This window comes from Mycobacterium sp. NGS26 (assembly GCF_059813025.1).
In genome coordinates this window covers 551,396-575,552 of sequence record NZ_JCALDU010000003.1, presented here as the reverse complement: position 1 = coordinate 575,552, position 24,157 = coordinate 551,396, and the positions used below count along the sequence as shown (strand labels likewise).

Annotated in this window: 29 protein-coding genes and 1 pseudogene; 13 read left to right on the top strand and 17 right to left on the bottom strand. The window is 68.4% G+C overall.

Annotated features, from left to right (window positions below):
• Positions 1 to 55 precede the first annotated feature (55 nt).
• The 3 genes from AC5Y6X_RS13750 to AC5Y6X_RS13740 form a co-directional block, all read right to left on the bottom strand.
• Entirely contained in the window at positions 56 to 568 is a 513-nt protein-coding gene (locus AC5Y6X_RS13750; protein ID WP_324678942.1) for a DUF3145 domain-containing protein, read from the bottom strand.
• Between the two features lie 133 nt (positions 569 to 701).
• Positions 702 to 1,526, bottom strand: a complete 825-nt coding sequence (locus tag AC5Y6X_RS13745; protein ID WP_499986945.1) for a serine hydrolase domain-containing protein — start codon at positions 1,524 to 1,526, stop codon at positions 702 to 704.
• On the bottom strand, positions 1,526 to 2,602 hold the full coding sequence (locus tag AC5Y6X_RS13740) for a class I SAM-dependent methyltransferase (RefSeq protein ID WP_499986944.1): 1,077 nt from the start codon (positions 2,600 to 2,602) through the stop codon (positions 1,526 to 1,528). Before AC5Y6X_RS13740 ends, AC5Y6X_RS13745 begins: the two co-directional genes overlap by 1 nt.
• A 32-nt stretch (positions 2,603 to 2,634) precedes the next feature.
• Between AC5Y6X_RS13740 and AC5Y6X_RS13735 the strand changes: the two genes are divergently transcribed.
• Positions 2,635 to 3,720 carry an S-(hydroxymethyl)mycothiol dehydrogenase gene (locus AC5Y6X_RS13735; RefSeq protein WP_499986943.1) on the top strand — a complete coding sequence of 362 codons (1,086 nt, stop codon included), beginning with the start codon at positions 2,635 to 2,637 and terminating at the stop codon, positions 3,718 to 3,720.
• The gene (locus AC5Y6X_RS13730; RefSeq protein ID WP_499986942.1) at positions 3,720 to 4,340 is read left to right on the top strand and encodes an MBL fold metallo-hydrolase; all 621 of its coding nucleotides are present in this window, start codon (positions 3,720 to 3,722) and stop codon (positions 4,338 to 4,340) included. Before AC5Y6X_RS13735 ends, AC5Y6X_RS13730 begins: the two co-directional genes overlap by 1 nt.
• Positions 4,341 to 4,414: 74 nt before the next feature.
• Here the strand turns inward: AC5Y6X_RS13730 and AC5Y6X_RS13725 are convergent, their stop codons facing one another.
• On the bottom strand, positions 4,415 to 4,981 hold the full coding sequence (locus AC5Y6X_RS13725; RefSeq protein WP_324678952.1) for a methyltransferase family protein: 567 nt from the start codon (positions 4,979 to 4,981) through the stop codon (positions 4,415 to 4,417).
• A 103-nt stretch (positions 4,982 to 5,084) separates the two neighbouring features.
• Here AC5Y6X_RS13725 and AC5Y6X_RS13720 point away from each other — a divergent pair, with 103 nt between their 5' ends.
• Complete coding sequence (locus tag AC5Y6X_RS13720) at positions 5,085 to 5,924, top strand: TetR/AcrR family transcriptional regulator (protein ID WP_499986941.1); 840 nt, start codon at positions 5,085 to 5,087, stop codon at positions 5,922 to 5,924.
• Position 5,925: 1 nt separating this feature from the next.
• Here AC5Y6X_RS13720 and AC5Y6X_RS13715 read toward each other — a convergent pair whose 3' ends face one another.
• Positions 5,926 to 6,513 carry an SHOCT domain-containing protein gene (locus AC5Y6X_RS13715; RefSeq protein ID WP_499986940.1) on the bottom strand — a complete coding sequence of 196 codons (588 nt, stop codon included), beginning with the start codon at positions 6,511 to 6,513 and terminating at the stop codon, positions 5,926 to 5,928.
• Positions 6,510 to 7,955, bottom strand: coding sequence for an apolipoprotein N-acyltransferase (gene lnt, locus AC5Y6X_RS13710; RefSeq protein WP_499987057.1), 1,446 nt, complete (start codon positions 7,953 to 7,955; stop codon positions 6,510 to 6,512). The genes AC5Y6X_RS13715 and lnt overlap by 4 nt, the downstream gene beginning before the upstream one ends.
• Before the next feature lie 95 nt (positions 7,956 to 8,050).
• Here lnt and AC5Y6X_RS13705 point away from each other — a divergent pair, with 95 nt between their 5' ends.
• The gene (locus AC5Y6X_RS13705; RefSeq protein ID WP_499986939.1) at positions 8,051 to 9,007 is read left to right on the top strand and encodes an SDR family oxidoreductase; all 957 of its coding nucleotides are present in this window, start codon (positions 8,051 to 8,053) and stop codon (positions 9,005 to 9,007) included.
• Positions 9,008 to 9,156: 149 nt separating this feature from the next.
• On the top strand, positions 9,157 to 9,477 hold the full coding sequence (locus tag AC5Y6X_RS13700; protein WP_499986938.1) for a hypothetical protein: 321 nt from the start codon (positions 9,157 to 9,159) through the stop codon (positions 9,475 to 9,477).
• 16 nt (positions 9,478 to 9,493) lie between these two features.
• On the opposite strand, the pseudogene AC5Y6X_RS13695 reads toward AC5Y6X_RS13700, so the two are convergent.
• A pseudogene (locus AC5Y6X_RS13695) lies at positions 9,494 to 10,480 on the bottom strand (Hsp70 family protein); the annotation flags it as partial.
• 8 nt (positions 10,481 to 10,488) lie between these two features.
• The gene (locus tag AC5Y6X_RS13690) at positions 10,489 to 11,574 is read right to left on the bottom strand and encodes an NAD(P)H-dependent amine dehydrogenase family protein (RefSeq protein ID WP_499986937.1); all 1,086 of its coding nucleotides are present in this window, start codon (positions 11,572 to 11,574) and stop codon (positions 10,489 to 10,491) included.
• A gap of 73 nt (positions 11,575 to 11,647) precedes the next feature.
• Here AC5Y6X_RS13690 and AC5Y6X_RS13685 point away from each other — a divergent pair, with 73 nt between their 5' ends.
• The 4 genes from AC5Y6X_RS13685 (at position 11,648) to AC5Y6X_RS13670 (ending at position 14,485) form a co-directional block, all read left to right on the top strand.
• Complete coding sequence (locus tag AC5Y6X_RS13685) at positions 11,648 to 11,995, top strand: MmpS family transport accessory protein (protein ID WP_499986936.1); 348 nt, start codon at positions 11,648 to 11,650, stop codon at positions 11,993 to 11,995.
• A gap of 66 nt (positions 11,996 to 12,061) precedes the next feature.
• Positions 12,062 to 13,375, top strand: coding sequence for a cytochrome P450 (locus AC5Y6X_RS13680; protein WP_499986935.1), 1,314 nt, complete (start codon positions 12,062 to 12,064; stop codon positions 13,373 to 13,375).
• A gap of 93 nt (positions 13,376 to 13,468) precedes the next feature.
• Positions 13,469 to 14,008, top strand: a complete 540-nt coding sequence (locus AC5Y6X_RS13675) for an ester cyclase (RefSeq protein ID WP_499986934.1) — start codon at positions 13,469 to 13,471, stop codon at positions 14,006 to 14,008.
• Between the two features lie 9 nt (positions 14,009 to 14,017).
• Positions 14,018 to 14,485: a hypothetical protein gene (locus AC5Y6X_RS13670; protein ID WP_499986933.1), complete on the top strand. Its 468-nt coding sequence runs from the start codon at positions 14,018 to 14,020 to the stop codon at positions 14,483 to 14,485.
• Between the two features lie 79 nt (positions 14,486 to 14,564).
• Here the strand turns inward: AC5Y6X_RS13670 and AC5Y6X_RS13665 are convergent, their stop codons facing one another.
• On the bottom strand, positions 14,565 to 15,224 hold the full coding sequence (locus AC5Y6X_RS13665) for a helix-turn-helix domain-containing protein (protein ID WP_499986932.1): 660 nt from the start codon (positions 15,222 to 15,224) through the stop codon (positions 14,565 to 14,567).
• Between the two features lie 88 nt (positions 15,225 to 15,312).
• Positions 15,313 to 16,026 carry a haloacid dehalogenase type II gene (locus tag AC5Y6X_RS13660; RefSeq protein ID WP_499986931.1) on the bottom strand — a complete coding sequence of 238 codons (714 nt, stop codon included), beginning with the start codon at positions 16,024 to 16,026 and terminating at the stop codon, positions 15,313 to 15,315.
• 6 nt (positions 16,027 to 16,032) lie between these two features.
• Here AC5Y6X_RS13660 and AC5Y6X_RS13655 point away from each other — a divergent pair, with 6 nt between their 5' ends.
• Both AC5Y6X_RS13655 and AC5Y6X_RS13650 read left to right on the top strand, forming a co-directional pair.
• Entirely contained in the window at positions 16,033 to 16,437 is a 405-nt protein-coding gene (locus AC5Y6X_RS13655) for a YidH family protein (RefSeq protein ID WP_499986930.1), read from the top strand.
• On the top strand, positions 16,434 to 16,760 hold the full coding sequence (locus AC5Y6X_RS13650) for a DUF202 domain-containing protein (protein ID WP_499986929.1): 327 nt from the start codon (positions 16,434 to 16,436) through the stop codon (positions 16,758 to 16,760). The genes AC5Y6X_RS13655 and AC5Y6X_RS13650 overlap by 4 nt, the downstream gene beginning before the upstream one ends.
• A gap of 5 nt (positions 16,761 to 16,765) precedes the next feature.
• On the opposite strand, the gene AC5Y6X_RS13645 is transcribed toward AC5Y6X_RS13650, so the two are convergent.
• Together AC5Y6X_RS13645 and AC5Y6X_RS13640 are read right to left on the bottom strand one after the other, a co-directional pair.
• Positions 16,766 to 17,527 (bottom strand): Rv3717 family N-acetylmuramoyl-L-alanine amidase, encoded by a 762-nt coding sequence (locus tag AC5Y6X_RS13645; RefSeq protein WP_499986928.1) that lies wholly within the window; start codon positions 17,525 to 17,527, stop codon positions 16,766 to 16,768.
• A gap of 9 nt (positions 17,528 to 17,536) precedes the next feature.
• A complete protein-coding gene (locus AC5Y6X_RS13640) occupies positions 17,537 to 17,887 on the bottom strand; it encodes a hypothetical protein (protein ID WP_499986927.1) in 351 nt (116 codons plus the stop codon).
• A gap of 207 nt (positions 17,888 to 18,094) precedes the next feature.
• Here AC5Y6X_RS13640 and AC5Y6X_RS13635 point away from each other — a divergent pair, with 207 nt between their 5' ends.
• Positions 18,095 to 18,856 carry a cutinase family protein gene (locus AC5Y6X_RS13635; protein ID WP_499986926.1) on the top strand — a complete coding sequence of 254 codons (762 nt, stop codon included), beginning with the start codon at positions 18,095 to 18,097 and terminating at the stop codon, positions 18,854 to 18,856.
• A 43-nt stretch (positions 18,857 to 18,899) separates the two neighbouring features.
• Positions 18,900 to 20,063: an acyl-CoA dehydrogenase family protein gene (locus AC5Y6X_RS13630; RefSeq protein WP_499986925.1), complete on the top strand. Its 1,164-nt coding sequence runs from the start codon at positions 18,900 to 18,902 to the stop codon at positions 20,061 to 20,063.
• A 5-nt stretch (positions 20,064 to 20,068) separates the two neighbouring features.
• Here AC5Y6X_RS13630 and AC5Y6X_RS13625 read toward each other — a convergent pair whose 3' ends face one another.
• From AC5Y6X_RS13625 to AC5Y6X_RS13605, 5 genes are all read right to left on the bottom strand, one after another.
• Positions 20,069 to 20,527, bottom strand: coding sequence for a DUF5994 family protein (locus tag AC5Y6X_RS13625; protein WP_499986924.1), 459 nt, complete (start codon positions 20,525 to 20,527; stop codon positions 20,069 to 20,071).
• A gap of 175 nt (positions 20,528 to 20,702) precedes the next feature.
• On the bottom strand, positions 20,703 to 21,257 hold the full coding sequence (locus AC5Y6X_RS13620; RefSeq protein ID WP_499987056.1) for a TetR/AcrR family transcriptional regulator: 555 nt from the start codon (positions 21,255 to 21,257) through the stop codon (positions 20,703 to 20,705).
• Between the two features lie 49 nt (positions 21,258 to 21,306).
• Complete coding sequence (locus AC5Y6X_RS13615; protein WP_499986923.1) at positions 21,307 to 22,794, bottom strand: MFS transporter; 1,488 nt, start codon at positions 22,792 to 22,794, stop codon at positions 21,307 to 21,309.
• Between the two features lie 53 nt (positions 22,795 to 22,847).
• Entirely contained in the window at positions 22,848 to 23,591 is a 744-nt protein-coding gene (locus AC5Y6X_RS13610) for a DUF3060 domain-containing protein (RefSeq protein WP_499986922.1), read from the bottom strand.
• Between the two features lie 157 nt (positions 23,592 to 23,748).
• Complete coding sequence (locus AC5Y6X_RS13605) at positions 23,749 to 24,075, bottom strand: helix-turn-helix domain-containing protein (RefSeq protein ID WP_499986921.1); 327 nt, start codon at positions 24,073 to 24,075, stop codon at positions 23,749 to 23,751.
• Between the last annotated feature and the right edge of the window lie 82 nt (positions 24,076 to 24,157).

Sequence of the window (24,157 nt, the reverse complement as noted above, 5' to 3'; positions counted from 1 at the left end):
GCCCCCAAAAACAGGCGTTTTCGGGGGCTTTTGCGTCTGCTCGCGCAACCAACAGCTAGCCGACGCCCCGGCTGAGCCAGGTCACCTCACCGGCGTCGCCGCCGTCGCGGTACACCTCGAGCGCCTCGTCCCAGGCCGTCCCCAGCACCGAGTCCAGCTCGGCGGCCAGGCTGTCGGCGCCCTGCGCCATCAGTGCCCGCAGCCGCATCTCCCCGACCATGATGTCGCCGTTGGCGCTCATCGACCCGCTCCACAGGCCGAGCTGCGGGGTGTGGCTGAATCGCTGGCCGTCGACCCCGGGGCTGGGGTCCTCGGTGACCTCGAACCGCAGCACCGACCAGGAGCGCAACGCGTTGGCCAATCGGGCGCCGGTGCCCACCGGCCCGACCCAGTTGGTCACCGCGCGCAGCTGGCCGGGCATCGCCGGCTGCGGGGTCCACTTCAGGTTGGCCTTGGACTGCAGGGTCGACGACAGCGCCCACTCGACATGCGGGCAGACCGCCGCGGGCGAGGCGTGGATGTACACCACGCCAGCCGTCACGTCGGCGAATTGATTCGACGCACGCATTTCCTGCTCCTTCGGTTCCGCGAGGGACGTCTTCCCCAACGACCTGCGGATCCGCGGGCAGAAATGCTGATGATTTTGTGTCCTGCGTGTCTATTGTGCCTTGTGATACCCGTGTTGCGCTAGTCTTCGATGCCTAATCGGTGTATTCGGCGATCACGGCGTCAGAGATCGCCGGCCACAAATCCAGCGCCCACTCGCCGAAATCGCGGTCTGTGAGGGCCACCAGCGCGAGCCCCGCGTCGGGATCCGCCCAGATGAAACCGCCCGCCTGGCCGAAATGGCCGTACGTTCGCGTCGAGTTTCGCCCGCCCGTCCAGTGCGGCGATTTCGCGTCCCTGATCTCGAAGCCCAGCCCCCAATCGTTGGGTCGCTGCACCCCGTATCCGGGCAGCACACCGTCCAGGCCGGGAAATTGCACCGTCGTCGCCTCGGCGTGCAGTTGCGCCGACACGGTCACCGGGCGGAGCAGGTCGCCGGCGAAGGCGGCCAGGTCGGCGACGGTGGATGTCGCCCCGAACCCCGCGGCCGCCGCCCCGCCGTCCAGCCGCGTCGTCCCCATCCCCAGCGGTTCGCACACCGCCTCGGTCAGGTAGCGGCCGAACTCGATCCCCGACTCCCGCTGCACCGTCTCGGCCAGCACGGCGAAGCCGTAGTTGGAGTAGATCCGCCGGGTACCGGGCTTGGCCAGCACGTGATCGTTGAGCATCGCCAGGCCCGACGCGTGCGCCAGCAGGTGGCGGACCGTGGAACCCGGCGGGCCGGCGGGGGCGTCCAAGTCGACGACGCCCTCCTCGATCGCGACGTGCACCGCCCGGGCGACCAGCGGTTTGGTGACCGACGCCAGCGCGAACGCCTGCTTGGTGTCGCCGTGCGTGGCCAGCACCCCGTCGGATCCGATCACCGCGGCGGAGGCGGCCGGGACCGGCCAGTCGGCGAGGGCCTTCAGGGATTCCGCCATCACTTCCTGGCGATGTAGTAGTTGTTCAGCGGGTCCGACTCGATCTCGGCCACCCGCACGTCGCCGAAACCCGCGTCGGCGAGCATCGAGGTGGCCAGCTGCGTGCCCCAGGCCGCGCCCAGCCCGGCGCCGTCGGCGGCCAGCGACACCGTCATGCAGTGCATCAGCGAGGTCGTGTACAGGTAGGTGCTCATCGGGACGCCGACGTTGTCCTCGAGCCGGCTGGACGCCCTGATGTCGGCCATCAGGAACACGCCGCCGGGCCGCAGCGCGCGATGGATGTTTTCCAGCACCCGCGCCGGCTGGGCCTGATCGTGGATGGCGTCGAACGCGGTGATGACGTCGTAGACCTCCGTTTTTGAGGCCTTGTCCAGCTCGGGCAGGTTGTGGCTCTCGAAGGTCGCGTTGTTCAGGCCGAGCCGCGCCGCCTCCTGGGCGCCGACGGCAATGGCCTCCTCGGAAAAGTCGATGCCGGTGAACCGGCTGGCTGGAAACGCCTGTGCCATCACGTTTATCGCGTGGCCGCTGCCGCAGCCGAAGTCGGCGACGTCGGCTCCGGCCCGCAGGCGCTCGGGCAGGCCGTCGACCAACGGCAACACGACGTCGACGAGGGAGGCGTCGAACACCGCGGAGCTCATCTCGGCCATCAGCGCGTGGAAGCGCGGGAATTCGCTGTACGGCAGGCCGCCGCCGTTTCGGAAGCAGCCGATGATTTTCTGCTCGACGCCGCCCAGTTGCGGGACGAACAGGGCGACCAGGGCGAGGTTGTCCGGCCCGGCGCCCCGGGTCAACACGCTCGCGCGGTGGGCGGGCAGCGAGTAGGTGCCGGCGGCGGCGTCGTAGCCGACCACGTGCCCGGTGGTCATGCCGGCCAGCCACTCCCGCACGTAGCGTTCGTTGAGGCCGGCGGCCTCGGCGATCTGCGCGCTGGTGGCGGGCGGCAGCCCGGCCATGGTGTCGAGCAGGCCGGTCTGATGCCCGATGCTCAGCAGGATCGTCAGGCTGGCGCCGTCGATGGCCGCGGCCATTCGTCCGGCGAAGTCCTCGGGCGTTTCGGCGGTCTCGGGTGCCGTCATGGTCAGCGACGGTACACCGTAGGTTGGAGCCCATGAGTCAGACAGTGCGCGGAGTGATTTCACGCAAGAAGGGCGAACCCGTCGAGCTGGTGGACATCGTCGTCCCGGACCCCGGGCCCGGCGAGGCCGTCGTCGACATCACCGCATGCGGGGTGTGCCACACCGACCTGACCTACCGCGAGGGCGGCATCAACGACGAGTACCCATTCCTGCTCGGGCACGAGGCCGCCGGCACGGTCGAGGCGGTCGGGCCGGGCGTGACCGCGGTGCAGCCGGGCGACTTCGTGATCCTGAATTGGCGCGCGGTGTGCGGCCAGTGCCGGGCCTGCAAGCGCGGCCGGCCGCAACTGTGCTTCGACACCTTCAACGCCGAGCAGAAGATGACGCTGACCGACGGCACCGAGCTCACCCCGGCGCTGGGCATCGGCGCGTTCGCGGACAAGACGCTGGTGGCCGCGGGTCAATGCACCAAGGTCGACCCCGCCGCCGACCCGGCCGTCGCGGGCCTGCTGGGCTGCGGGGTGATGGCCGGGATCGGCGCCGCGATCAACACCGGGGCGGTCGACCGCAACGACACCGTCGCGGTGATCGGCTGCGGCGGCGTGGGCGACGCCGCGATCGCCGGGGCCGCGCTCGTGGGCGCGCGGCGGATCATCGCCGTCGACACCGACAACAGCAAGCTGGACTGGGCGCGCAAGTTCGGCGCCACCCACACCGTCAACGCCCGCGAGCTCGACGTCGTCAAGACCATCCAGGACCTCACCGACGGCTTCGGCGCCAACGTGGTGATCGACGCGGTGGGCCGCCCCGAGACATGGAAGCAGGCCTTCTACGCGCGCGACCTCGCCGGGACCGTGGTGCTGGTCGGTGTGCCCACGCCCGACATGCGCCTGGACATGCCGCTGGTGGACTTCTTCTCCCACGGCGGGTCGCTGAAGTCGTCGTGGTACGGCGACTGCCTGCCCGAGCGCGACTTCCCCGCCCTGATCGACCTCTACCTGCAGGGCCGGCTTCCGTTGGAGCAGTTCGTCTCCGAGCGCATCGGGCTGGGCGACATCGAGGAGGCATTCCACAAGATGCACGAGGGCAAGGTGCTGCGTTCGGTGGTGGTGTTGTAGTGGAGATCGATCGGGTCGTCACGCACGGAACCTTCGAACTCGACGGCGGGAGTTGGGAAGTCGACAACAACATCTGGCTCGTCGGCGACAATTCCAATGTCGTGGTGTTCGACGCCGCCCACGACGCGGCGCCCATCATCGACGCCGTGGCTGGCCGCCACGTGGTGGCAATCGTGTGCACGCACGGTCACAACGACCACGTGACGGTGGCGCCCGAACTCGGCGCGACGCTGGACGCGCCGGTGCTGCTGCACCCCGCCGACGAGGTGTTGTGGCGAATGACCCACCCGGACAAGGGCTTTCGCTCGATATCCGACGGCGAGACGCTGAGCGTGGGCGGGACGGAATTGCGGGCACTGCACACCCCGGGTCACTCACCCGGGTCGGTGTGCTGGTACGCCCACGACCTGGGCGTGGTGTTCAGTGGCGACACGCTGTTCTCCGGCGGCCCGGGCGCGACGGGTCGGTCGTTCTCCGACTTCCCGACGATCCTGCAGTCGATCTCCGAGCGGCTCGGCAAGCTGCCCGGCGAGACCGTCGTGCACACCGGCCACGGCGACAGCACCACCGTCGGCGACGAGATCGTCCACTACGAGGAATGGGTGGCCCGCGGCCACTAGGTGTTGCTCGCGAGCGTCCCCAAAATGCCAGCCGTACCGGCGTGTCGCTGTACAAATGGGCGCGCTCGCGGCGCTTACAAATATCGCCTCACGCGCTCGCAGTATCGAAGGTATTCCTGGCCGTAATGGTTGCGCATGAACTCCTCCTCGCGCAGCACCTGGCGGTGAAACAGCGCGAGCCCGCCGGCGAGGTAGGCCAAGGGTATCCAGTTGGGAAAGGCGAGGAACTCGCCGATCAGGATCAGCGCACCGCCGACATAGATCGGGTTGCGGCTCACCGAAAAGATGCCCGTCGTGACCAATTCGTCGGGGTGGTCAACGTCGATGCCGACGCGAAAGCTCCGACCGAACGAGACCAGGCTGGCCATCAGGACCACCAATCCGCCGAGGCATAGCGCAACCCCTGCCCATGCCGCGGCGTTCGAATGGAAGAACCGCTGCCTGCTCACGATCGGCCAGTCGAAGGCGGCGGCGAAGACCGTGTAGAAGTAGAACAGCGCTACCGGCGGGATCAGAAAGTCCGTCTTGTCGATGTTCCCGAAATGCATTGCCTGCGTGCCGGTTCTGCGCAGCAGGATGACTCTCGTCATCACTATGGCAAGCAAGACCACGAGCGTTGACGCGGCGAGATATCCGGGCATCTTGGTCGCAATTCCTCTCCGGGGCCCACACCTTGACACTATAGTAGGTCTTATGCCTAGTAAGATGTCAACAGGCAATGAATTCGGGGTGCCGCCAGCCTTGGTGGACGCCGCGATCCGCGCGGCGGAGCGGTGCGGCCGGCCGGTGGCCGAGGTGCCGGTGGACACCCTCGCCGCGTCGGCCGGAATCTCGCGCAGCACGCTGCTGCGCAGGATCGGGGGATCTCGGCGGGCGTTGGATGAGGCGGTGCGCAACGCCGGCGTCGATCCCGGTGGGCGGCCGGTGCGCGAACGCGCCATTGAAGCCGGGGCTCGGTTGATCAGCGATCGCGGGCTCGCGTCGGTGACGCTGGAATCCGTTGCCGAGTCGGCGCATTGCTCAACGGCCAGCCTGCAGAGCATATTCGGCACCCGCGACCGATTGTTCGCGGCGATTTACCAGCGCTACAGTCCGCTGAGCGATCTGGCCGTTCTGTTTTCCGACGAAACCGCGCGCATCGAGGACACGGTGGCGAGCTTTTACGAGGTGATGACGGTCGGTCTGACCCGCGAACCGCGGGTGGCCCCCGCGATGCTGGCCGACCTGCTGGCGAGCCCGCATGGAGCCGCCGCCAAGGTCTTTGCCGACTACTTTCCTCAGGCGGTGGTCACGGTCGGAGGATGGCTACGGCGGCAGGTGGCCGCGGGTGCGATCCGCGACATCCCGATCCCCCTGTTGATGCAGCAACTGACCGGGCCTCTGATGGCCCACGTGTTGATGCGGCCCGCCATCGGGCAGCCCGATTGGGAGATGCCCGATCCGGAACAGGTGTGTGCGGCATTCACGAGCATGTTCCTCAATGCCGTTGGGACGCAAGCGAGTCCAGACCCTCGCGAGCGTGCGCAAAATGCCAGCCGTACCGGCGTGTCGCCGTCCAGACATGCTCGCTCGCGGCCAGGCTAGCTCACAGCACCGTGGGCTCGTGCCCCGTCACGTACGCCGCCGCCGCCCTGCGCCGGGTGCGGGCCAGCCACATGCCCGACAAGATCGAATCCGCCAGGCCGACAACGAACATGGCCACGAACACCCACACCAGGAAGCCGTAGGAACTCTTGTGGCCGAAGGCAAGCCGCGGGTCGATGTAGCCGTTGACCTTGCCGTCGGTGGTGATGTTGTAGGTGCCGGCGGAGGGGACCTGAGCCACCCACACCCGCACATGCGCGTCGTTGTTGACAGTCGTTGTGCTGCCGATGCTTTCGGTGACCGCCGGCTGTGCCACGCCGTCGGGCGGCGAGATCGTGACCCCCAGGGGCGGCACCGGCAGACCGCCCCCGTTCGGGCGGCCGATCACCACGGTGTGCAGGCTGATGGTGACCTCACCGGCGGGCAGGTACAGGCTGCCCGACCCGGGGATCGCGACCTCGCCGTAGGCGTTGTACTTGTCCAGGACGAAGGCGTTGAGCATCAGCGAGACGATGAAACCGACCACCGCCACGACCATCATCGCGATGGCGCCGGCCAGCGAAACCTTGGCCAGCCGCCTGCTGCTCATCCAGGAAGTGTGTCACCGCGGGCCACGCGGTGCCAGCGAATGATCGCAACGGCCAGGACCACGAACGCCGCCACCGGCACCCAGTCGCCCAGCCTTTGATACGGCGTGGCAGCCGACTCCAGCGGGACGCCGACGACGGTCACACCCCGGAAGCCCGACGGGCACCACGCCAGCCGGCGGCCGCGCGAGTCGAACGCCGAACTGTCCCCGGACAATCCGGCGTGCACGGCCGGGCGGCCGACCTCGACGGCGTGCACCGCGGGTTGGGCGGCCAGCTGCGGCTGCGCCCAGCTGCCCTGGAACGACGAGGTGGAGCTCTGATACACCAGCAGCCCGGCGCCCAGCTGCGCCTCGCGTCGGGCCAGGTCGGAGAAGGTAGCCTCGTAGCTGACCAACGGCCCGATGAGCACCGCGCCGACGGGCAGCACCACTGGCCCGGTGCCGCGCTGCCGGTCCTCGCCGGCGGCCTTGCTGTGCCGGGTGATCCAGCCGAAAAGCGGTCGCAGCGGCACGTATTCGCCGAACGGCACCAGCCGGGTCTTCCGGTAGCTGCCCATCGTTCCGCGCTCCCCGATCAGCACCGCCGACTTGGAGATCCCGCCGCCCGGAGCGGGCGCGTCGACGTTGACCAACAGGTCCGCGCCCACCCGTCGGGACAGCTCGGCGAGCCGGGCCAGCAGCTCGGGATGGCTGGCGAGGTCCTGTCCCACGCTGCTCTCGCCCCAGACCACCAGGTCGAGTCGCTGGCCGACGAGAGCAGCCGTCAGCGCCTCACTGGCCGCCAGCCGGGCCCCGGAGTCGGCGAAGTCGCCGGGCTGCACCAACGCGACCCGCAGCGTCGGACCGCCAACCGGCGCGGGCCCCAACAGGTACCACGCCGGGCCCAGCGCCGCACACGCCAGCGCGGCGGCCGACAAGGCGAGCCGGCCCAGAGCCAAAGGGTGCACGATCACGCCGGCAATGGCGGTATTGCAAGCAGCCAGAAGGAAACTCGTCAGCCACACCCCGCCCAGCGACGCCGACGCCAGCGTGACGGGCTGGCTGGACTGCGACGCGCCCAGCGACGCCCACGGGCCGCCCAGCCAGGGCACCGACCGCACCGCCTCGGCCGCCACCCATGCGCTGGGCAGCACGCCCATCGCCGCAACCAGGCGGCCGATGGAGACGGGCGCCGACAGCAGCCGATGCGCGAACCACCCCCACGGCGCCCACAGTGCGCCGAGTCCGACCGCCAGCGCCATCAGCAGCGGGCCGATGCTGGTCGCCAGCCAGTACTGGTTGGCGAGCACGAACCCGCCAAGACCGCACCCGGCCCGCACGGCCCCCTGAAACGGCGTCGGCGCCGCCCGCACCACCAACAGCAGTGGGACCACGCCGAACCAGGCCAGCCACCACCACGACGGCGCGGGAAAGGCGAGCGCGGGCAGCGCACCGGCGACCACCGCGGCGGCCCAGCCGCGAACGCGCTGTCGGCACAGCGACACAAAGAGCACACTAAGACGGGGCTCATGACAAAGAAGAGCAAGGAGTGATACGCATGGCCAACGATCTCGTCGCCACCGTGCCAGACCTGTCGGGGAAGCTGGCGATCGTCACCGGAGCCAACAGCGGCCTTGGGTTCGGGCTGGCCAAGCGGCTGTCCGCGGCCGGCGCCGACGTCGTCATGGCGATCCGCAACCGCGCCAAGGGGGAAAAGGCGATCGAAGAAATCCGCGCCACGGTTCCCGACGCCAAATTGACCATCAAGCCGCTCGACCTGTCGTCGCTGGCCTCGGTCGCCGCGTTGGGCGAACAACTCAACGCCGAGGGCCGCCCGATCGACATCCTGATCAACAACGCCGGGGTGATGACGCCCCCGGAACGCGACACCACCGAGGACGGCTTCGAATTGCAGTTCGGCAGCAACCATCTCGGGCATTTCGCGCTGACCGGCCACGTGCTGCCGCTGTTGCGCGCCGCCCAAAAACCCCGCGTCGTCTCGCTGAGCAGCCTCGCGGCCCGCCAAAGCGGCAAGATCCACTTCGACGACCTGCAGTTCGAAAAGTCGTATTCGGCGATGCCGGCCTACGGGCAGTCGAAGCTGGCGGTGTTGATGTTCGCTCGCGAGCTGGACAAGCGCAGCCGTGCGGGCGGCTGGGGCATCGTGTCCAACGCCGCCCACCCCGGCCTGACGAAGACCAATCTGCAGATCGCCGGCCCGTCGCATGGCCGCGAAAAGCCGGCGCTGATGGAGCGGCTGTACAAGCTGTCGTGGCGCTTCACGCCGTTCCTGTGGCAGGAGATCGACGAGGGGATCCTGCCCGCGCTGTACGCGGCGGCCGCGCCGCACGCCGAGGGCGGCGCGTTCTACGGGCCCCGCGGCTTCTACGAGCTGGCCGGCGGCGGCGTGGCGCCGGCCAAGGTGCCCGCGAACGCGAAAAACGACGACGACAGCCGACGACTGTGGGAGATTTCCGAACAACTCACCGGCGTCAGTTACCCCGAGCCGAACTGACAACTGCCACAGCACTTTTCGGTGCAGCGCGGCGCCGGCGCTGGTCACGCCGGAGAAATCGGCCCGCTGACAGTTTCGGCACAACACCGCAGCGGGTAACCCCCACCGAAAGGGACGGTCGAGACTGCAACTCGGAAGGGGGTAGCCGAATGAGCGTGCAGGACGACAAAGGCGCTGGTCAAGAAGGTGGTCAGCGGATAACTGAGAAGCCGGAGCCCGACGAGGAGAACAAGGAGCAGGCCGCCGAGATGATGACGGCCTACGAGGACCGCCCAACCCTGGTACTGCCGGGTACCGGCGGAACCGTCTCGGGCACGGCGGTCAACGACTGGCTCGACGACGCAGGCAACCCCAAAGCCGGCGAGGGCCAAACCGGGGACGCCGATCGAGGGCAGATCGACAGGGATAAGGCCTGGAACGAGGAACTCAAGGAAGCCGCGAAACAAGAGAACAAGGGCGAAAAGGGCTGAGCTAGCTGTACTAGTCGCCCCGCGCCGCCCATAGCGCCGCGCCGACGGCCGCGGCCAGTTGCGGGCGCGGCGTCGTGACTACGGGGACCCGCAGGTGCCCCGACAACGTAGTGGTGACCGACGGCATGTTAGCCCCGCCGCCCACCGAAACCACCGCGGCCAGATCGCGAATTCCGTTGTCCGCCAGGACTTCGTCCAGCACCGCCACGAAGTTGTTCAGCGAGTCGCGGATCGCGTCGTCGAGCTCGTCGCGGGTGAGGCCGACGTCGTCGCTCAGCGCAATCACCGTGCCCGACGAGAGCTGCTCCTTGGCGCCCCGGCAGGCCGCGCGCAGCCGGCTCAGCGCGCCGATCGTCGATCCGTCCGGAAAGTTGGCCATGGCGGCGGTCAGCATTGCCTGGTCGATCAGGTCGCCGGAGAGATCGCGGTGCCGCACCGTCGGGGCCAGCGGGTGGCCAGAAGCGGCGTCCATCAGCGTCACGCTGGTCCCGCTGCCCCCGAAATCGCAGACCGCAACCGTCCCGCGTGCCGGTATTCCCGGGTTGGCCCGCACGGCGAACAGGGCCGCCGTGGCGTCGGGGACTAGCGTCGGCGGTCGGCTCGCCCATTCGGCCACCCGGCTCAGCGCGGAGCCCAGCGCCTCCACCGGCTGCGAGCCCCAGTGCGCGGGATGCGCCACCGCGGCGCTGTCGGGCAGGGTGCGTCCGCGGGTGGTGGCGTAGGCGAGCGCGCGCAACCCGTCGGCGGCCAGCGCCTCGCTGCGATGCGTCGAGCCGTCGGCCGCCACGATCGGGGCCGGGTCGCCGATCCGGCCGATGAAGTCGGCGATCACCAGGCCCCGCTCGGTCAGCTCCGGATTTTCCGACGGGACGCCCACCTCCGGCGGGCGCTGACGATACAGCGTCAGGACGGGCCGACGGGTGAGGCCATGGTCGGCGGTGACGGCGGCAACGTTGGTGGCACCGACCGACAAACCCAGCGCGGGCCCGGCTCCGTCCGCCATCTATCCGATCACCGGATGTTCCCCGCGCCCGCGATCAGCGGAAGGTCCAACGGCGTGACCCAGCCCGGCCGCAGGTCGTTGACCGCCGGGACGGCATTCAGCGCGCGCATCCCGGTCGCCAGGCATCCCGCCGTCGCCGCGTCGCGGCCCGAGCCGTCGGTGAACCGGAACGCGGTCTCCTGGAAGATGCTCGGGGTCCCCTCGATGTCGACGCGGTAGACGTCGTTGTCGTGCCCCCTCGGCCAGTCGGGCGCGGCGTCGAGCCCGATGCGGTTGACGTGCTCGAGCTGGATGCGCGTCTCGCCCCGGTAGACGCCGTTGATGGTGAACCGGACGGCCGCCACATGCCCGGGCTTGATGACGCCCTTGATGGTGTTGCGCTCGGTCGGGGTCACCCACTTGTCCCAGCTGGTGGTGATCTCGTCGAGCATGATGCCGGCGGCGTGCGCGATCATCGGGACCGTGGCGCCCCACGCGAAGATCAGCATGTTGGAGTCTTCCAGCAGCGGGCTGTATTCGGGCTCGCGGCCGATGCCCATCTCGACCTCGTAGTCGCCCTCGTAGTTGGTGTAGTCCAGCAGCTCCGAGGCGCGCACCCGGCGCACCTCCGAGCACAGGCCCATCAGCGTCATGGGAAACAGGTCGTTGGCGAATCCGGGGTCGATGCCGGTGGTGAAGCAGGACGACTCGCCCAGCTCGCACGCCTCGGTGATGGGCGCGATCCAATTCGGCGGGTTGAGGTGCATCGTCGGCCAGACCCACGGCGTCATCGCCGTCGAGCACACGTCGATCCCGGCCCGCAGGAAGCGGGTGATCAGCGAGATGTTGTCCTTGGCGTGCATCGCCGTCGGGCCGTAGTGCACCAGCGCGTCGGGCTTGAGCGCGATCAGGGCGTCGACGTCGTCGGTGGCGACGATGCCCACGGGCTCGGGCAGCCCGCAGATGTCGCCGACGTCGCGGCCGACCTTGTCCGGGTTGCTGACGCCGACGCCCACCAACTCGAACAGCGGGTGCTTGACGATCTCGGCAATCACCATCCTGCCGACGAAACCCGTGCCCCAAACCACGACACGCTTCGAGCCGCCTTCCGACATCGCTCACCTTCCCAGGTCGCCGCCCCCGGTTCACCCTAGACCGGGCGACGTGGGTGGTGACACGATGACATCCATGACGAAGCATCTCAGCGGGCCCGCGGTCGCGTTCGCGATCGGGATCGGAATCGCCAACGCGTGCGGCGTGGCCAACGCCATCCCGCAGAATCCTCAGGTCCGCTACGAGGTGAGCGGGCCCGCCGTCGCCGAGAACATCTACTACCAAACCGACGCGGGCCAGCTGCACCAGCTGAATGCGCCGCTGCCATGGTCGACGCAGTTCACCGCGTTCGGCGGGCAGGTGTTCGTCATCAGCGCGCAGGGCGCGGCGCCCTTGACCTGCAGGATCCTGCTGAACGGCACCGAGGTCACCCACGCGACCGCGACGACGGGCGCGCCCGCCAGAACCATCTGTACGCACTGACGACGGGCTAGGCTCGCCAGTGTCACCTCTTCAACGGGCGAACTTCAACGGCGAAGGAGGGCCTAGGTGAGCCTGAACACCGGTGTCAAAAAGGGCTTGGCGGCGCGACAGAACGGGACGCCGCCGCCGGACATTCCGCTTGCCGACATTCACCTCGAGTCGCTCGACTTCTGGGCCCTCGACGACGACGTTCGCGACGGCACCTTCGCCACCCTGCGCCGGGAGGCCCCGATCTCGTTCTGGCCCGCGATCGAACTGCCCGGATTCCCGGCGGGCGAGGGGTATTGGGCGCTCACCAAGCTCGACGACGTCCACTTCGCCAGCCGTCATCCCGACATCTTCAGCTCCGCGCCCGGCATCACCATCAACGACCAGAACCCGGAGGTGGCCGAATACTTCGGCTCGATGATCGTGCTCGACGACCCGCGGCATCAGCGGTTGCGTTCGATCGTCAGCCGGGCGTTCACCCCGAAGGTGGTGGCCCGCATCGAGGCCTCGGTGCGGGAGCGGGCGCACCGGTTGGTCACCTCGCTGATCGCCAACCATCCCGACGGCGAGGCCGATCTGGTGAGCGAGCTCGCCGGGCCGCTGCCGCTGCAGATCATCTGCGACATGATGGGCATTCCCGAGGAGGACCATCAGCGCGTATTCCATTGGACCAACGTAATTTTGGGTGTCGGCGACCCCGACCTGACGACCGATCCCGAGGAGTTCATCAAGGTTTCGATGGAGATCGGCGCCTACGCCAGCGCACTGGCGGAGGATCGCCGGGTCAACCACGACCACCACGACCTGACGAGCAGCCTGGTCGAGGCCGAGGTCGACGGCGAGCGGCTGACGTCGTCCGAGATCGCGTCCTTCTTCATCCTGCTGGTAGTGGCCGGCAACGAAACGACGCGCAACGCGATCAGCCACGGCCTGCTGGCGCTGTCCCGCTATCCCGAGGAGCGGGAAAAGTGGTGGTCGGACTTCGACGGCCTGGCGCCCACCGCGGTCGAGGAGATCGTGCGGTGGGCGTCGCCGGTGGTCTACATGCGGCGCACGCTGACCCGCGACTTCGAGCTGAGCGGCACCAAGATGGCGGCCGGCGACAAGGTCGCGCTGTGGTACAACTCGGCCAACCGGGACGAGTCAAAGTTCCCCAACCCGTGGACTTTCGACGTGGCGCGCGACCCCAACCCGCATCTCGGCTTCGGCGGCGGGGGCGCGCATTTCTGCCTCGGCGCCAACCTGGCCCGCCGCGAGATCCGGGTCCTCTTCGACGAATTGCGCCGCGAGATACCCGACATCGTCGCGACGGAGGAACCGGCGCGCCTGCTGTCGCAATTCATTCACGGCATCAAGACCCTGCCGGTCGCCTGGACTCCCCCGGCCGGCTAACCCCCGCCCCCTCGCGAGCAGACGCAAAAGCCCCATTCCGCCCGGCGTGTCGCGGGCTTTTGCGTCTGCTCGTCGCGCCATAGGCTCACCAATGTGAGCATTCCCGCGTTTCCCGCGCCCGAGGTGCTGGCCGCCCGGCAGAAACTCGTGCTCGACCACTTCCACGACGAGGTCCGCCAGGCCTGGGACGACGTGCTGTCGACGTTCCCGCACCCGCGCTACGAGCTGATCCCGCAGATGGTCGTCCACGACGGCGACGAGGCGGTGCGCGGCTACTACAACTACACCCGCACCGCGTTCCCCGACCAGGACCACGAGATCATCGCGCTGCGGCACAGCGCCGACGCGGTGATCGTCGAGTTCTGGCTGAAGGGTACGCACCGGGGTTACCTGGGCAAGGTCCCGCCCACCGGCAGCCGGTTCCGGGTCCGCATGACGGCCTACTTCGTGTTCGACGGCACGGAAACGCTTGTGTGCGAACGCATTTACTTCGACACGCTGACGATGATCAAGCAGCTGCTGGGCGGGCTGAACATGAGGAGGCCGTCGAACTGGCTACTGGCCGCGCGCTGCGCCCGTGGCCTGCTGTCGATGTCGTCCGGAAAGCCGGACCCGGAGCTGACTTCCGCGTAAACTGCGGCGATGCGGATGCGTAACCTGCACACGCTCTGCGGCCTGGCCGCAAGCGCATTGCTGGGCGCCTGCGCCACGATCACCGCCGTCGCCGCCGTGGCCGCCCCCGCACCGCCCGACTCGCGCACCGAGAAGTGGATCGACGTTCAGGTCGGTGACTGCCTGGCGGACCTGCCGCCGGCGGACCTGAGCCGCGTGACGGTCACCGTGGTCGATTGCGCGACAGCGCATTTGGCCGAGGTTTTCCTGCGCGCCCCGCTGGCCGTCAACTCCGCGATCGCCAACGTCGCCGGCAAGGACTGCGCGGCCGGTTTCGCCCCCTACACCGGGCAACCCGTTGACGGCAGCGCCTTTTCGATCACCTACCTCATCGACTCGAACCAAGACCGAACCGGCGCCACGCCCACCCCGAGCACCGTCATCTGCCTGCTGCAGGCCGCCAACGGCCAGCCCCTGACCGGTTCGGCGCATCGCTGACACGGCATCACGGCGCGCGACTGCAAATCCTGCAGGCGCTTTCGGAGATCGTTGTGACGTTGATGCGGCGAAAGCTGTCTTACCATCCCGCCGCAGTCAGCGCTCGCGCGGCTTCGATCACCGGAGCACTGCCGTGAATGATCATCTCCTCGCGCGGGGTTCGCCCGTCAAAGTCTGGCTGTGCCCGTGTGATCCAATTGGAAAGGCTCACCGGGCCTCCCGGAAACGTGGCTTGAAGTGCATCCAGGTCGGGCAACACGCCGAAGGTATTGTCTGGATCGAATTGCCAACGAGGCAAACGCCATTCGCGACCGACCTTGATGCCGATCAGCTTTCCCGACAGCAACTTCGACGTGACGCTCTGTGCGGCGATTCCGAGCAATTCGGCAGCCTCTTCTCTGCTTATGCTGTCCGCGGCAAGTCGGCGTCGCTGTGAAAACTGGTCATCGAGATCAGCGACGACAGCGTTGACAGCGGTCACCGAGTCGGGAGCGGGGCCCCAGAAGCTTTCGTCGAGATCATCGTTGGGCTCCAACGTCGCCGCGGCCGTCAGCCGGGCAATTTGGGACTCGTCGGCCTCGTTCACCAGCGCCTCCACCATGGCACGCAACCCTTTGTCGGCCGGCAGGGACGTCTCCGATTCGACAATGGTGGAGGCCAATCCGTGGTCGCGCAAGGCCTGTTCCACCTGGTCAGGGCTGGTGGCGTCCGCAGGCACGAGCACAATGTACTCGGCCATTCGAACCACCTCCTTCCATGGCGACTACATCCTGTGTATGCAGGATACGCAGGTTATGAAGGTAGTGCAACGAATGCCCTCCCAGGCCCTAGCAGCCCAACCGTTCGGCGAGGTCGACGAAATCCGAAGCGTTGACGTCGAACTCGTCGGAGTAGGCGACGTCGGCGTCGCCGTCGGCCCCGAACTCGAGAGGCCGCGCGACGAACGCCGTGCGGAAACCGAGCCGGGCCGCCGCGCGGATGTCGTACTTGTGACTTGCCACCATCATGATGTCCGCGGTATCCAGGCCCAGATAGGTTGCGGCCATGCGATAGATCGCGGGGTCGGGCTTGAACACCCCGGCCATCTCGGCGGCGAAGATGGCGTCCCACGGCAGCCCCGCCCGCTTGGACATATTGATCACAGCCGACACGTCGGCGTTCGACAGAGTGGCCAACGTGAACGCGCGTCGCAGCCGCGTCAGCCCCGGCACCACGTCCGGCCACGGCGCCAGCCGCTGCCAGGCCAGGGTGAGCTCGTCGCGCTCCGCGACCGAAAACCCCGTGATCCCGCACTCGGCAAGGACGGTGTCCAACGCGTCTCGGTACACCGTGTGCACCGAGACCCATCCGCCGTGGCCACCCGACAAGGCCTCCAATGCGGTGAAGTAGCCTGCGCGCCAACGCCGCACCACGTCGGCCCAATCGACTCCGTGGTGCCGGCCGGCGCTGATCCGCTCGGCCTCGCCGCAGACGGTGGAATGAAAATCCGTCGCCGTGCCCTGCACGTCGAACAACAATGCCTTGACCACGGCTGTCATCATGCAACGATGTGCCTCGTGGCCGACAACCCCGCCGCCGACAACCCCGCCGCCGGCGAACAGGACACTTCTAACACCAACGAGCCCGACTACCGGTTCACCTTCGCCAACGAGCGCACATTCCTCGCCTGGCAGCGCACCGCGCTGGGCCTGCTCGCGGCGGCCGTCGCACTGGTGCAGCTCGTTCCGGAGCTGGCGATCCCCGGGTCGCGCCGCCTGCTCGGCGTGGGTCTCGCGCTGCTGGCAACCATCACCAGCGTGATGGGGCTGGCGCGCTGGCGGCAGGCCGACCGCGCGATGCGCCGCGGCGACCCGCTACCCCGTCACCCCTCCCCGGTCTTCCTCGCGATCGGCCTCAGCCTGGTCGGGATCATCGCGCTGGGCCTGGTCATCCTCAAGGCGGTCGCGGGTTGACCCGGCCCGGTGTTCCCGGGCCGAGCACCCTGCCGGCCGAACGGACGATCCTGGCGTGGACCCGGACGTCGTTCGCGTTTCTGGTCAACGGGGTGCTCCTGACGATCAAGGATTGGCACGGCGCCAAGGAGCCGACGACGGTGATCCCGGCCGCCCTGGCCGGCGCCGCGGCGCTGGCCAGCTTCCTGATCACGTTGCGACGCCAGCGAATCCTGGGGCGGCGGCCGTTCCCGGCGCGCATCACCGCGCGGGCGCCGGTGTACGTCGTCGCGGTCGCCGTGTTGGTGGTCATCGTCGTGACGGCGGTGACCCAGCTCATGTAGCGCCGTCAGCCGGTGGGCTTGGTGCTCAGGTACGCGGCGATGCCCTGGACGACGGCCGCGGCATAATTCGCCCGGCCGTCCGCGCTTTCCATTCGGACGGCCTCGCCCGCGTTCTTCATGTTGCCGAGTTCGACCAGGATCGCCGGGTATTCGGCCAGATTCAGGCCCGCGAGGTCGGGCCGGCCGTACAGCCCGTCGGAACCGATATAGTTGGCGGGCTGCAGGCCCGCCTGCACCAGCGCGTCGCGCATCGTGTGGGCCAGCTGCACCGCGGGGCCGGATTGAGCGGCATTCAACGGCGGGCTGGAGTAGTTCACGTGGAATCCGCTGCCCGACGCGGGACCGCCGTCGGCGTGGATGCTGATGATCGCGTCCGGGCGCATCGCGTTGGCCAGCGCGGCGCGTTCGTCGACGCAAGGTCCGGCGGAGCTGTCGTTGGCCCGCGACAACTGGATGCGCACGCCCATCTGGCTGAGCGAAGCGCTGATCAGCTGAACCACGTCCCAGGTGAACGCGTGCTCCGGATAGCCGTCGTCGGTCGCGGCGCCCGATGTGTTGCACTGCTTGGTGCCGCCGCGGCCGTTAGGCACTTGCCGGGTGGTCGACGCATCGTTGACGGCGTTGTGGCCCGGGTCGAGGAAGACGGCCGAACCGGCCAGGGCCGCCGCCGCGGCCGGGGTGCCCAGCGTCGCGACACCGAGCGCCACCGGCGCGACGCCGGCGTACCTCAACAGGTCGCGCCGGGACACGGCTCGCGGTTGGCCCATCGCGCGATGCTAACAATCGGGCGGCGATCGCCCCCGGCTGAGCCGCCTCACCTGATCGGTGGCCGGATAGAGGTAGTGCATGAGCTCGGCGCCCTGGGGGCCGTAGATGCCGCGATCGTCGCCTTGCAGCACCCACCGGTGTTGCTGATCGGCGCGGGCCGCGAGCGCGTCCCGCCGCGCCGCATCGAGGGCTGCGCGCTTGCGGCACTCGCGCACGATGGCCCGCACCACGAAGTAACAGCCGACGAGGACCGCGACCCCGAGGATCAACCAGATGAGCTTGACGATGACCCAGACGATCACCGCCAGCCCCAACAGCACACCGAACCCGCCGCCCGAGCTCGCCCTGGACTTGCTCATGCCCGGAACGTACCCGGCCCCACCGACAACCCGGGCCGGCCGAGTATTGAGCTGGCCGGCAACGGGTTTGGCCGTGGGCCGCAGCAAGGCTGACGGTCCGCGGAGCCAGCCCCGCCGGACACGCCGCGCCGCTTGCGAAGCAACTCGGATTTATGAGGGAATAATTATGAACTGCTCTGGAAATTCTTAGGTTTGGGGGACGCTGGAATGGGCAAATATTGCGGCATGATCGCCGGTAACATCACTCGCTTCGTTGCTCCAGCACTACTCGCGGCCGCGGGCCTCAGCGGTTCCGTGGTGTCTGCCCCTGCCCCAATCGCTTCCGCCCAGGCGTGCCCGGACGTGGAGGTGTTGTTCGCGCGGGGAACCGGTGAGGACCCCGGCGTGGGCCCGACCGGACAGGCATTCGTCGACGATCTGCGCGGGCGCATCGCCCCGAAGTCGATGGCCGTCTACCCCGTCAACTACCCCGCCAGCCAGGAATGGGAGACCGGCCTCGACGGTATTCGAGACGCCGGCAACCACGTCCAAGCCACGGCGGCAAGCTGCCCGAACACCAAAATGGTGCTCAGCGGCTACTCCCAGGGCGCGGCCGTGATGGGCTTCGTCACCTCCGCGGCGGTGCCCGACGGCGTCGACCCGGCGACCGTGCCGAAGCCGCTGTCGCCCGACGTCGCCAACCACGTCGCCGCCGTCGTGTTGTTCGGCATGCCGAACGTGCGGGCGATGAACTTCCTCGGCGAGCCGCCCGTCGTCATCGGCCCCACCTATGCGTCCAAGACCATCAAGGTCTGCGCCCCCGAAGACCCGGTGTGCTCGGACGGCATGAACTTCGCCGCCCACGACGTGTACGCAAACGACGGCAGCATCGTCGACCAGGGAGCGGCATTCGCCGCCGGCCGCATCAACGGAGCCTCCGGCGGGCCCGCGAGTGTGGTGGGCGCCCCGCGCAGCGGCTTCGGAGGCTAACGCCAGAGCGGACCATACAAAATAGTATGTTACGGTCGACGGCGTGTCCGACGGCCGTCCGCTGCACGGCATCACCGACGACTTCGTAGCGCGGCTGGCCGAGCGCGCCGACGAGGCCGAGCGGCTGCGCCGCCTGCCGGAGGCGACCGTCGCCGAGTTCAAGCGGACCGACCTGATCCGGCTGCTGCTCCCGGCCCGGTTCGGCGGCATGCAGGCGTCGTTTCCCGAACTGCTGGAACCGATTCGGCGGATGGCGCACGGCTGTGCGTCGAGCGCGTGGACCCTGGGTTTTTATGCGCTGCACAACTGGATGCTGTCGCTGTTCGACCCGCGGCTGCAGGAGGAGGTGTTCGCCTCGGGACCGGTCCTGGCGCCGGCTCCCCTGGCCCCGACCGGCCGCGGCACGACGGTCGACGGCGGGGTGCGCCTGACGGGCAGGTGGTCGTGGGCGACCGGTGCGATGGACGCGGATTGGGTGATCGTCGGCGCGCTGCTCGAGCGGCCGGACGGCGTCATCCCGGCGCTGGTGGTGATGCCCGCCGGCGAGGTCGAGGTCAACGACGTGTGGCACACCGCGGGCATGCGGGGCACCGGTTCCCACGACGTCGTCGCCACCGACGTCTTCGTGCCCGAGCATCGCATCGCCGCGGTGTCCGACGTCTACGGCGGCACGGCGCCGGGCGCGCGGTTTCACGGCGCGTCGACCTACCGCTGGCCGCTGGTTCCTGCCCTCGCGCTGACGGCGGCGATGCCGATCCTCGGGGCCGCCGAACGGGTGGCCGCGTCGTTCGCCGAACGGCTCGGGAGCCGGGTGCTGGCGTACAGCGCAGTGGCGCAAAAGGATCAGCCCGCCGCCCAGATCAGGGTCGCGGACGCCAACGTGCGGCTGCGCGCGCTGCGGGCGCTTGTTTTCGAAACCGCCGCGGAGATCGAGCGCATAGTCGAAAGCGGCGAACGGGTCCGACGATCGACGCGTGCCAACGCGCGGCTGGCCGCGGCCTACACCGTGCACGAATCCCGGTCCGTCGTCGCCGATCTCATGGAGGCCTCCGGCGCCAGCGCCCACTTCCTGGATAACCCGTTGCAGCGCGCCAAGCGCGACGTCGACATCGCGGCCGGCCATGTGGTCTTCGACTACGACGTCGGCCGAGAGTTGGCCGGCGCGTTGGCGATTGGCGCGCAGGTCTCGCCGATCGCTATGATCTAAGCGCCCTACGTCGGCTCGGCGAGCTTTCTCCGCGACTGCTGCAGCTGGGCGGCGTGCAGGATCAGTCCCGCGGTCAGGAACGCGGGCTTGTTCCGGTCGCCGGGTTCGATGGGCAGGTCCGCGGCGCGGCGCATCACCATCAGGGCGAGCCCGCTGTAGGTCCCGTACGGGACGATCAGCAGGTTGGCGCACGCGTCGGCGCCGTTGACCGTCATCACGTGCTGGCGCTTTTGTTCCCATCCCTGACAGTTGAAGTCGGGAGGCCGTTGCAGCGGCGGCCAGTTGACGTTGATCGAGACGATCTCGCCGAGCAACGGGGTCAGCACCGCGACGAGGTTGGGCAATTCGTTGGTGATGCGGTCCGCCCACGGCCACCATGCGCCGTCGATGTCGCGGCCCAGATCGGAGGCCACGGAAAGCCGGATGGGATTGGCCCGCCGTCGGGCCCTGATCGGATACGTCATCGCAGTGCCGCAACTGCTCGGTCTGGACGATCCACGGGATGTTCCTTCACGGTCGGCATCGACAGCCCCGCAGGCGCGGGGCGACGGAGGAATCACATTGCCCGTGGGTGTCATCCGCCCGGATGACGGTAGACCACCGCTGACAACGAAACGGCTCACCTTCGACGCTACGCCACTAGCGTGGGCGACCGTCGGCCGGATCGGCGAGCATGAGATCGAGGAACCGTTCGCGTTGCGCGACCGACTGCGCCTGCTCGGCCGAACCGGCGATGTGCAGCAGCCCGATTCCGGCCGCGAAGGTCAGCTCCGCGCGCAGCCTGGCGTCGTCGGGATTGAAGCCGTAGTCGGCGTAGGCCTTTGCCACCGAGTTCACCAGCCGCCGGTCGGCCGCGCGGATGTTGGCGGCCGCGACCGGGTCCGAGCGGGCCCATTCGCGCATCGCGCGTTCCAGCATCCAATGCTGCGGGCTGACCAATGCAATCATCATGCGGGACAGCCGTTCTCGCGGCGGCAGCGCATCGAGCTCGGCCAGCGATTGGCGGTCGATTTCCAGAAACGTGTTCCACGATTCGACTAGCGCGGCCCGGTAGCCGTCCATGTCCTCGAAGTGCCAGTAGAAGCTGCCGCGGGTGACGCCGAGCTGCTGGCAAAGCCGTTCGACCTTGAGCGCGCGCACCCCCTGCTCGGCGAGCAACGCGTAGCCGGCCTGCAGCCAGTCCTGGACCGACAGGCGGGTCGACGGGGGTTTCCGCGTTTTCCGCGCAGCCACACCGTGAAGGTTACGGGTGGGTTGGGCCGTCCGGGCCGTCTTGCTGCTCGGCGTCGGCCACGGTCAGCGGCAGCGCCAGCTCTTCCAGCGGGCGCCGCTCCGCCGCGACACCCAGCCACAGCTCGACCAGGCCGGCCGCCCCCATCACGATCGCCCCGATCAGGAAGGACCAGACCACCTGGCCGCGCTCTCCCGAGTTGATCAGCTGACCGAACAGCAACGGCCCGGTGATCCCGCCGATCGCCGTGCCGACCGCATAGAAGAACGCGATGGCCAGCGCCCGGGTTTCCATCGGGAAGATCTCGCTGACCGTCAGGTAGGCCGCGCTCGCGCCGGCCGATGCCAGGAAGAACGCGACGGCGAGCACCGCGATGAACGTCCAGGCGCCGCCGGTCTCGGTCACGAACAGCACCGCGAGGACGACGGCGACGGCCGCGGAGCCGACGTAGGACAGGGTGATCATCGTCTTGCGGCCGACGGTGTCGAACAGATGCCCGAGCAGCAGCGGGCCGAGGAAGTTGCTCAGCGCCCACAGGATGAAGAAGATCGGCACCGTCCCGGACGCGACGCCGTAGAAGCCGCTCAACAGCGTGCCCAGGTTGAAGGTCACGCCGTTATAGAGGAAGGCCTGCCCGATGAACAGGGCCAGGCCGAGGACCGCGCGGCGCGGGTAGAGCTTGAACGCCACCCGGGCGATCTCGACGAACGAAATCGTCTCGCGCTGGCGGACGGTTAGCGGTCGTCCTTGTGGCTCGGGCAGCGGTTCGCCGGTGTGTTCTCGGACTTCTTCTTCGATCTCGCCGACGACGCGTTCGGCCTCCTGCTCGCGGCCGTGGATGAACAGCCAGCGCGGGCTTTCCGGAACATTGCGCCGCACCAGCAGGACGAAGATGCCGAAGATGGCCCCGATGCCGAACGCGAGCCGCCACCCGATGTTGGCCGGGAAGTTCGACGTGTTCAGCAGGACCAGCGCGCCGGCCGCGCCCGCCGCCGAGCCCAGCCAGTAGGTGCCGTTGATGATCAGGTCGACGCGGCCGCGCACCCGGGCGGGGATCAGCTCGTCGATCGCCGAGTTGATGGCCGCGTATTCGCCGCCGATGCCGGCGCCGGTGAAGAAGCGCGCGACGAAGAAGTACCAGGGCGCGAAGGCGAACGCGGTCGCGACGGTGGCGGTCAGGTAGACGACGAGGGTCAGCACGAACAGGTTGCGCCGCCCGAAGCGGTCGGTCAGATGGCCGAAGAACAGCGCGCCCAGGCACGCGCCGGTGATGTAGATGGCGGCCGCCACGCCGATCTGTGCGGCGTCGAGCGCGATGCCGCTGCCCTTTTCGGTGAGGCGGGCCGACACGTTGCCGACCATCGTGACCTCGAGCCCGTCCAGGATCCACACGCCACCAAGGCCGACGACGACGCGCCAGTGAAACCGCGACCAGGGCAGCCGGTCCAGCCGCGCGGGCACCTGGGTGGTGATTGTTCCGGTCTGCACGCTCTCACTCATCGCTACCCCCATTACCCGCCGCGGCGTGATCGCAAGCCTGTGCTCGCGCGTCCTCAACCCTGGTGGATGGTATTGGAGTAGCCCGAGTCGGTGATCTTCGGCTTACCGGAGTGGTAGGTGACGTTGTTGTTGTAGCCGGAGACGTTGATGACGTCGGCGGCATCGACGGTGACCTTGTTGTCGTAGCTGGTGATGGTGAGGCTGGCGGCGTGGCCGGTGACGTTGACGACGAGCCCGTAGCTGGACAGCGTGAGCTTGCAGTTGTTGCAGGCGCGGTCGGTGACCGTGTTGCCGTACCCGGTCGCCTCGAGGGTGTCGACGTTGTCGACGGTGATGTTGTTGTTGTAGCCGCCCGCCGTCAGGCTGACGCAGTGACCGGTGACGGAATACGTGCTGCCGTAGCCGTAGAGCGTCAGGGTGCCGTCGTTGCAGGCGATCGTCTTGGTCTCCATGTTGCCGCCGACCCTGATCTCACCGCCCTTGGGCACCGCTGTGGGGCCGCTGCTGGGCGTCGGCCGAGGACCGGGTCCGGCAGTCGGCCGGTTGTTCGCGGCCAAACTTCCCACGATCGCCACTACGCCCGCGCCGATCGACACGAACAGCACCACCAGCATCAGGATGCGGAACGACGGGCCCGTGCGACGCGGCGGTGTGGGGCTCGGGTAGTAGTACGACGGATCAGGCGGCGGTGGGGCTGGGGCGCTCCCCGTATACGGCGCTTCCGGGACGGGCCGCGTCGTGTCGGCAAGCCCGCGTTCCAATTCGCGGATCCGCGTTTCGGGATCGTCGTCTTGCATTTGCCAAATGTGCCACACGCCTGGTCAGGGGGCTAGTGCCAATTCGCCGGGAACGGGGGCTCGGTCCGCTCGTCGCTCCGGGATTACGCGCGGACGTCGCGGTAATCGTTGTCGCGCAATGGATCTCGATGGTCTGGCCGACCAGGGCCGCCAATGGTCAGTGCCTGCTGAGCGCCTTGCGTCTGCTCGCGGTGGCCCTGGTGGAACGCTCTTTGTCCTTCTTCGCCGCCCGCCGAACATCGAACGTCAGGCCGACGGGTGCGAGCATGTTGACCAGGGCGTCAAGGCTGAACTTGCTGATCTTTCCGTTCAGGAGATCCGAAACTCGAGGCTGGGGCACGTGAAGTCGCGCTGCGGCTTCGGTCTGGGTCCAACCCTCTTCCCTGATTCGTTGCTCGATCGCGATCATGAGCAGACCACGCGCGGCGAGATTCGCTGCCTCCTCTGGGGTTTCAGCGAGATCGTAGAACACGCTGTCGGCCATCTCTTGCCTCTCGATAGCGCTTCTTGGCGAGGTCAATGTCGGTCTTCGGTGTTATGTGCCAGGCCCACTGCGGTCATCGGTT